Below are 7,527 nucleotides of genomic sequence, written 5' to 3' on the forward strand. Positions count from 1 at the left end.
CCAGCGCCTGGGCTTCGTCGCCTACGGCCGCTGGAGTCGCCAGGCGATCGAAGCCACCGTCTGGCGAACAGCCGAGGACGCGCTGCGCTTTTTGGACCTCGGCCAGGACGTCGCCTGCGCCGTCACCACCACCGCCTCCGGAAACCACTCCAGCAGCATCAAAGCGCTGGATGCCAGCCGGGTGCCCGGCCTGCAGGAGTTGCTGGACAACGCCCAGGACGAACCCGACTCCGGTCCCGCCACCCTCGCCGACCTCGACCGCACCCTCGGCGCCACCACCCCGCCGAACGGCCCGGCTCCGGCCGGCGACCCTTACCGGCTGATCCCCTTCGCCGACTGGAAACAGGCCGCACTCACCACCGCCACAGCACCGCCGCTCCCCCCGCATGCGCCGCCGGTGCCGCCGCCGCTCCCCGCGCCCGCACCGGTCGCGCTGGTGGCCGGACAGACCCTGGCACTGCCCGAGGACGCCTGGCAAGGACTGCAGATCGCGTTCCGGTTCGCCGGCGCGGACGCCGATCTCACCCTTTTCCTCACCGCCGACGACGGCCGGGTGGCCGCCGATGACGACTTCGTCTTCTACAAGGGCGCCCCGGCATCCAGGCCCAACTCGCCCAGTGGCCCGTCGCCGACGAATGGACCCCCCTCCGCGACGGCCAGCGCGCACCCCACCAATTCACCCTGCTGCGCCGCCTCGCCTCCAACCCCGACTACGCCCCCTACCAACCCCGCGGCCTCGGCGGCCACATCACCCGGATGTGGCGCGGCCTGTAAACGGGGGTGCCCGCGTGTTGTCGGCTGGGCAGGATGCAGCGAGACCGTGCCCGGGCACACACGCAGAGCGGAGAGGGAAGACGGTGCAGTTTCAGATACGGACCACATCCAGCCGTCCGGAGAGCGAACTCCGGTCGCTGCACGGCTGGTTACGCCAGGAGCCGGCGACACGCACGGCGGTGGTATCGCAGGCCGGGCAGACGCCCGCACCGGGTTCGCTGGGCAGCCTGTTCGACGTGCTGGAGCTGGTGACGGGAAACGGCTGGAGCGCGGCGTCGTTCGTGCTGTCGGTCCTCACATGGCGGCAGACCCGGCCCCGGCCGCCGCGGGTGGTGATCCGGCGCGGTGAGGTGGAGATCAGCCTGGCCGAGGGCAGCGAGGAAGAGGTACGAGCGATGGTGGCCGCCCTGGAACAGGGCGATGACACCCCACGGCCCGCGTCGTGAGCGCGCTACCCGACCCGGCACTCTCGCGGGCCGTCCTCATCGGGGTCAGCAGCTACGTGCATCTCGAGCCGCTGCCGGCGGTGGCGAACAACCTGCCCGCCCTGGCCCACGTGCTCACCAGCAGCAGCTCCTGGGACCTGCCTGAGGGACACTGCACGGTGGTGGCCGAACCCGACAGCACCCCGGCGATGCTGGACGCAGTGCAGCAGGCCGCCGAGGTGGCCGAGGACACGCTGCTGATCTACTTCGCCGGCCATGGACTGCTCGATGGTCGCGGCGACCTCTTCTTCGGCCTGCCCCGCTCCACTGCCGGGCGCAGTCACACCGGCGTGACCTACCAGGCACTGCGGGAAATCCTCACCGACGCCTCGGCCCAGCGGTACGTCATCATCCTCGACTGCTGTCTGAGCGGACGGGCGCTGGGCTCGATGAGCAGCGACGAAATGCTCGCCGACCAGGCGGAGATCGAGGGCAGTTATCTGCTGGCAGCAGCCCCCGACAACGGTCTGGCGCTGGCGCCACCGGGCGAAACTCACACGGCGTTCACCGGGGAACTGCTGCACCTTCTGCGCGACGGCATCCCCGGCCCTGCCCGGGATTTGGACTTGGACCTGGTCTACCGGCAGCTGCGCACAACACTGGGCGCGCGGGCTGCCACAGCCGCAAAAACGCGTCCGCAACACCGCCGGACGACTCATCCTCGCCCGCAATCACGCCTACCGGCCGGCACCGGCGAACGGACCAGCCGACCCGGCAGGCACGGTGTGGCCCGATCCCGAACAGCGCCACACCCCGCACGCCTTCCTGCAGGCCCTGGCCGAGGTGAGAGCCGTCAGCGGCCACACCCTCGGCGCGCTCAGCCAGCGCGCCGATCCGCCCATCTCCACGGCAGCATCAGCGCGCTGCTCAACCGCAGCACCCTGCCCAGGACATGGAAGACCACCGGCATCTACCTCACCGCCTGCGGCCTGCCGCCCGAGCAGACCGAAGCGTGGAAAGCGGCCTGGCAACGGCTGCGGGCCACCGAACCAGCAACCCGCCCCGCCCCGCCAGCGGCGGACGCCGCGCCCGCACCCCGCACGTGGCGGGCACGCCTGGGCCGCGGCAAACGCCGACCGTAAAGCCGTCTTACCCAGCGGCCGCTACCGGCCCGCCGACGCCGAAGACGCAGGCGTAGAGGGCTGATTTGCTGTGCCCTGAGCATCCGAGCCGTGAGAAAACAGCCCCATCCACGCCCCCACCACCAGCAGACCGCCCACCACCACCGCCGTGGACTTCCTTCCCGCCTTGCCCTTCGAACCACCCGCAGACCGGTTCACCCAATGCCCGGCCCGGTAGTACTACCCCGAACGCCCCGCCACGCCCAACACCCCCGAATCGAAACGGCCTTCAGCCGACGGACCACCCGCCGCCGTCACGGAGTGTCGCCGCCACCCGGCCGTTGAGACAGAAGGTGCACCAGAAATGGCCGATACACGACATCACAATCAGTAGCGGCAGGTGTACAGGCCTGCTACGAGAGAGACGGCTGACGACCCGAGCACCCACCGCACCAGCCCCCGCAGCCGCAGCCGCAGCCGCAGCCGCAGCCATCGTCCCGACGGCAGACCGGACCCCCACCGCCACGCCTGAGCATCCCCCGCTTGAATGAGGCCAGTCATGACCTGATGCGCTGCCAACGCCCACGGTGAACGCCCGCGAGGCGACCGCCTTCCACCACCTACGGCCGCGGTGATGGGGATTCTTGGAAACGGCCGGCGTGGCTCCTCGCCTCGCTTGATCCAGTTCTCAACGACGGGGAGGCCGGCAGGTATCGCCCCGGCGACGGGCTGACGAGGCTCTTCCGGGCGAGCTCACGCCTCTTGCGTGGGAATGACGAGCCGTTCCGCGTAGCGGCTGCGCATCGCGTCGCTGGCCGCGGGGCCCGCGGTGAAGACGTAGGCGGAGCTGTCGTCCAGTCGGCGGCCGGTCTTGGCGTCGACGACGACGGGCTCGACCTCCTCGCCGCTGTGCGTGTCGACGAGGATCATGCTGCGCTCCGCCGGCTTGAGGCGGGAGTTGCCCCAGGCGGCCAGGGCGACGATCACCGGACGCAGGGAGCGCCCGAGTTCGGTGAGTACGTACTCGTGCCGGACGGGGCTGGTCTGGTAGGGCCGGCGCTCCAGCAGGCCGTCCGCGACGAGGGTCTTCAGCCGCGTGGTGAGCATGCTGGAGGAGATGCCCAGGCTCTCCTGGAACTGGTCGAAGCGGGTGTAGCCGTCGAAGGCGTCGTGGAGGATCAGCAGTGTCCACCACTCGCCGACGTGCTCCACCGTCGTGGACAGCGGGCACTCACGGTCCTCCAGCCTGATCCGGCTTGCCACGGCGACCATCCCCCCAGTTACTGCTAAAGTCGAAGTAAGTGGCTTCTATTTTAGCAGTCGAAGCGGGAGCAGTGCCCCGAACAGCCGCGCCCGGAACTGGAGGCACAAGGTGACCGCATCCATCAGCGAATCCCTCGAAGGCCGACGTGCTCTGGTCACCGGCGGCACCAAGGGCACCGGAGCCGCGATCGCCCGGCGGCTCGCCGAGGCCGGCGCGGTCGTGCTGGTCACCGCCCGCAGCCGCCCCGCCGACGTCGAGGAGAAGACGTTCATCGCCGCCGACCTGTCCACCGTCCAGGGCGCCGCCCACGTCGCCTCCGAGGTGGACGCCCGCCTGGGAGGCGTCGACATCCTGGTCAACACCCTCGGCGGCTCCGAAGCGCCGGCAGGCGGATTCGCCGCGCTCAGCGAGGACGACTGGGCCCGGGAGCTGAACACGAACCTGCTGGCCGCCGTCCGCCTGGACCGCGCACTCCTCCCACACATGATCGCCACAGGCAAGGGCGCGATCGTGCACGTCACCTCGATCCAGCGCCGCATGCCGCTGTGGAACGGCACCCTGGCCTACACCGCTGCCAAAGCCGCCCTGACCACCTACAGCAAAGGGCTGGCCAACGAGGTCGCCCCACACGGCGTCCGCGTCAACACCGTCTCGCCGGGCTTCGTCCAGACCTCGGCCGCCGACAACCTCGTGGCCCGGATCGCCCACGACGCCGGCATCACCCAGGAAGCAGCACTGGGCCGGCTCATGGACACCCTCGGAGGCATCCCGCTCGGCCGCCCCAACCGCCCCGAGGAGGTCGCCGAACTCGTCGCCTTCCTCGTCTCCGACCGCGCCTCGGCCATCGCCGGCGCCGAACACGTCATCGACGGCGGCACCACCCCCACCGTCTGAACACGCCACCACCAGCAGGAGCGTCATGCACGACAACCAGCCCCGCACCATCGCCCCGGACGACCTGCCCGAGGTGATCACCCGCTACCTCACAGCGCACGGCGCCCACGACACCGCCACCGCGGCCACGGCGTTCACCGACGACGCCACAGTGATCGACGACGGCAACACGTACCAGGGCAGCACCGCGATCGAGCGGTGGCTGGACCGATCCGCCACCGAATTCACCTACACCACCCACCTCACGAACGCTCAGGAGACCGACCCGGCCCACTACATCGCCACACACCACCTCGAAGGCAACTTCCCCGGCGGCACCGTCGATCTGCGCTCTCAGTTCACGCTGCGCGACGACCTCATCGAACACCTCGCCATCGAACCCTGAGCCCGCTCCCCCACCCCCCATCTCCCACCCTCAAGAGAGATCCCACCCCCAGCCGCTGGACCAAGAGGAAGCCCTGCAGTTCGGCATCTACTCTCAGATCAGCGTCTGCACGTCTGAGGAACCAAGGTGAGCAACTCCGGAGCCATCCTCAGTGCAGGGTGAGGAGCCCGCGCCCTGGCCGCACTCGTGGAGTTGTCCGAGCCGTCCCACGCCCGCAGGCTCGCCGCGCAGGTCGTGACGGTTGCGGGCGAATGGGATCCAGTTCTGCCGGTCCTGGAGCGGATCGTGCCCCGTTCCGTGGCAGTGGTCGCCGATCGGATGACGAGCTGATCCGGGACAGCCTCCTGATTGTCAGTGCTGCCTGCGAGACTCGTTCCATGATTCCCAAGCTGCCCTTGCACAGCCCTCGTTGGCTTGACCTCGACGGTGTGAAGGTCGAAGAGGTGAAAGCACTCCTGGAGCAGTTGTCCTCCGCGGCTGCCACCGGGAGCAGCGATGGATGGAGGCAGACCTGGACGAACCTGGCCGACGGCCTGATGGACGACGGGACCGTCTTCGACGGGGCCTATGCGGCTCTGCCGCATCTCGTCGAGGCGGCAGCGGCCCTGCCTCCTGGACAGACCGCGGACTTCTGGGTGGACTTGGGATGCATCGTGACCGCGGAAGACAGGCCCCCCGTCCCGGCCGATCTCGAGACGGGGTTCGGCGCCGCACTGCGTCTGGCCGAGCGGGCGGCCACCCGAAGCCTCCTTGCCGCCGATACCACCCCGCGGGTCTGCGCCCACCTCGTGCTCGCCTGCGTGGCCTTCGCCGGCCACCACATGGGCGAAGCGCTGTGGCGGTTCCCCGATCCCCGGGAAGGTGACCTCCTGCTGATATGCCCCGAGTGCGGGAGCGATACCGAGATCCCCGACTTCTTCATGCACCCGGCACGTCCGCCCGCCGAAGCTCCGGGACGCCCTGATCCCGCCCATGTCAGGCAGGGAGGACATCCCTGGGGCGAGGTCGCTGCCCCACTGCGGGAGGAGGCAGTGGGCGAGGAGTGGGAGCCCTTCCTGCGGGCGGCACGCGACGTCGCGGTGGCAGGGGTACCCCCCGAAACATCGGGACAGGCCGTCCTGTGTCTGGTCGCCGGCATGGTCGCCGTCGGGGGCACCCCGCAACAGGACGCAAGGGAGTTGGCCCGCCAACTGATGGCGCTCACCGGAGACTTCCGCTGCTGGGACTGCGAACAGACGTGGACGATCGCCGACGGCCTGGCGGACAACCCGGACGGTGCGAGCCCCCGGCACCACCCGACGGAGGCGCGGGCGGACTCCGACGAGTCGGCCGCCGTGGTGGAGTCGACGGCGCCCGGACGAACAGGTGAAGCGGCGACTCGGTTCCGGCAGGACGGGAACGCGGTGCTCGCGGCCGACAGCACCCCCTGGGGCCGTATCACGGTGTTCTCCGACTTGCCGGTGTTCTCCGATTCGGCGCCCGGTTCATCCGGGGGTGTCAACGCGCTGGCCGTGGTCTCCCGCCCGGGTCGGCCAACGCTCATGGCCGGCGCCGGGGACAGGGGCGTGGTGTGCCTGTGGGACGTGGCCGACGCCCGGCTCGTCCATGCCCCGCTGCCAGGACACCGTGACCGTATCCGCTCCCTGACGGCCCTGCCCCTGCCCGACGGCCGCGTCCTTCTGGCGAGCGGAGGCGACACCGGGACGATCGCCCTGTGGAACCCCGCCACCGGACAGCCGGTCCGCGAACCGGCCGGCAACTGGCCTGGCGGGGTGACCGGAATGTGTACCGCGACCGTCCCCGACGGCCGCACCCTGCTCGTCACCGCCACCCCCAAAGGCGCGGTCCGCCTGTGGGATCCGGACACCGGTGAGTGCGTCGGGCGCCTCAACCCCTACGGCAGTCCGATCCAATCGATCGCAGCCATCCCGATCTCCGCCGACCACACACTGATCGCGGCCGCGGACACCGCCGGCCGCCTTCACGTGTGGGATCCAGCCGTCGAAGACCCCTGGGAACCAGGCGCGGCCGTGCAGTTGAGCGCCCGTGCCCTCGCCGATGCCGACCACCGGGTGGCAGCCGTGGCGGCTGTGCCCACACCCGACCGAACCATGCTGGCCACCGGAGACAACCAGGGCGTGGTCATGCTGTGGGACCTTGCCACCGGTGCCCCGGTCGGCGACGGTCTCCCCGCCTCGACAGGCACCGGGGGCCTGCCGGTCATCACCGCCTCCACCCTGCACGGCGGCCGCACGGTCCTGGTCACCGGCACCCGGCACGGTCACCGGCTGCGGGTATGGGAACCGGAGACCGGCGCGGTGGGGCACATCGCCCTGGATGTGGTGCTCACCTGTCTGGCCACCGCGGGCCCGGACCTGATCGTCGGACACGACCGCGGGATCCTCAGCCTCCCGCTCACCAGACGGTGAACTCGTTCAGTAGGGTCGGGGACTGGCGCGGTGGCTTCCGCTCCGTTTCCGGTCCCCGCCGCTTCAAACCGTGCATGCAGTTCTCCCGCACACAGCTTTCCGACATCGTTCACCGACTGGCATGCACCGTCGCCCTGTGCACGTTTCCGGTAAGACGGTAGACACCGAGCCGGGTGATCCACCCATAAGTAAACCGAGTGGTCCAGTTCCTGCCCGCAAGTCTGTGTTTCCGGCT

At 70.1% G+C, this 7,527-nt stretch carries 6 protein-coding genes; 5 read left to right on the forward strand and 1 reads right to left on the reverse strand.

The annotated features are described in order from the left end of the window. Window positions 1–635 precede the first annotated feature (635 nt). Together ABZ453_RS36895 and ABZ453_RS36900 are read left to right on the forward strand one after the other, a co-directional pair. Window positions 636–1,220 (forward strand): hypothetical protein, encoded by a 585-nt coding sequence (locus tag ABZ453_RS36895; protein ID WP_359022115.1) that lies wholly within the window; start codon window positions 636–638, stop codon window positions 1,218–1,220. Next, window positions 1,217–2,341, forward strand: a complete 1,125-nt coding sequence (locus tag ABZ453_RS36900; RefSeq protein WP_359022105.1) for a caspase family protein — start codon at window positions 1,217–1,219, stop codon at window positions 2,339–2,341. Before ABZ453_RS36895 ends, ABZ453_RS36900 begins: the two co-directional genes overlap by 4 nt. Before the next feature lie 732 nt (window positions 2,342–3,073). Here ABZ453_RS36900 and ABZ453_RS36905 read toward each other — a convergent pair. Continuing rightward, complete coding sequence (locus ABZ453_RS36905) at window positions 3,074–3,592, reverse strand: helix-turn-helix domain-containing protein (protein ID WP_359022107.1); 519 nt, start codon at window positions 3,590–3,592, stop codon at window positions 3,074–3,076. A 100-nt stretch (window positions 3,593–3,692) separates the two neighbouring features. On the opposite strand from ABZ453_RS36905, the gene ABZ453_RS36910 reads away from it, so the two are divergent. From ABZ453_RS36910 to ABZ453_RS36920, 3 genes are all read left to right on the forward strand, one after another. Beyond that, window positions 3,693–4,478, forward strand: a complete 786-nt coding sequence (locus ABZ453_RS36910; protein ID WP_359022109.1) for an SDR family oxidoreductase — start codon at window positions 3,693–3,695, stop codon at window positions 4,476–4,478. A 25-nt stretch (window positions 4,479–4,503) separates the two neighbouring features. After that, complete coding sequence (locus tag ABZ453_RS36915; protein ID WP_359022111.1) at window positions 4,504–4,863, forward strand: nuclear transport factor 2 family protein; 360 nt, start codon at window positions 4,504–4,506, stop codon at window positions 4,861–4,863. A 377-nt stretch (window positions 4,864–5,240) separates the two neighbouring features. Continuing rightward, window positions 5,241–7,292 (forward strand): hypothetical protein, encoded by a 2,052-nt coding sequence (locus tag ABZ453_RS36920; protein ID WP_359022113.1) that lies wholly within the window; start codon window positions 5,241–5,243, stop codon window positions 7,290–7,292. Window positions 7,293–7,527: the final 235 nt, after the last annotated feature.

It is taken from the genome of Streptomyces sp. NPDC005799 (genome assembly GCF_040630525.1).
GTDB lineage: Bacteria > Actinomycetota > Actinomycetes > Streptomycetales > Streptomycetaceae > Streptomyces > Streptomyces griseorubiginosus_B.

Coding starts and splice junctions, on each gene's coding strand:
- ABZ453_RS36905 (WP_359022107.1), bottom strand. CDS start 3,592: ATGGTCGCCGTGGCAAGCCGGATCAGGCTGGAGGACCGTGAGTGCCCG.
- ABZ453_RS36920 (WP_359022113.1), top strand. CDS start 5,241: ATGATTCCCAAGCTGCCCTTGCACAGCCCTCGTTGGCTTGACCTCGAC.
- ABZ453_RS36915 (WP_359022111.1), top strand. CDS start 4,504: ATGCACGACAACCAGCCCCGCACCATCGCCCCGGACGACCTGCCCGAG.
- ABZ453_RS36895 (WP_359022115.1), top strand. CDS start 636: ATGGACCCCCCTCCGCGACGGCCAGCGCGCACCCCACCAATTCACCCT.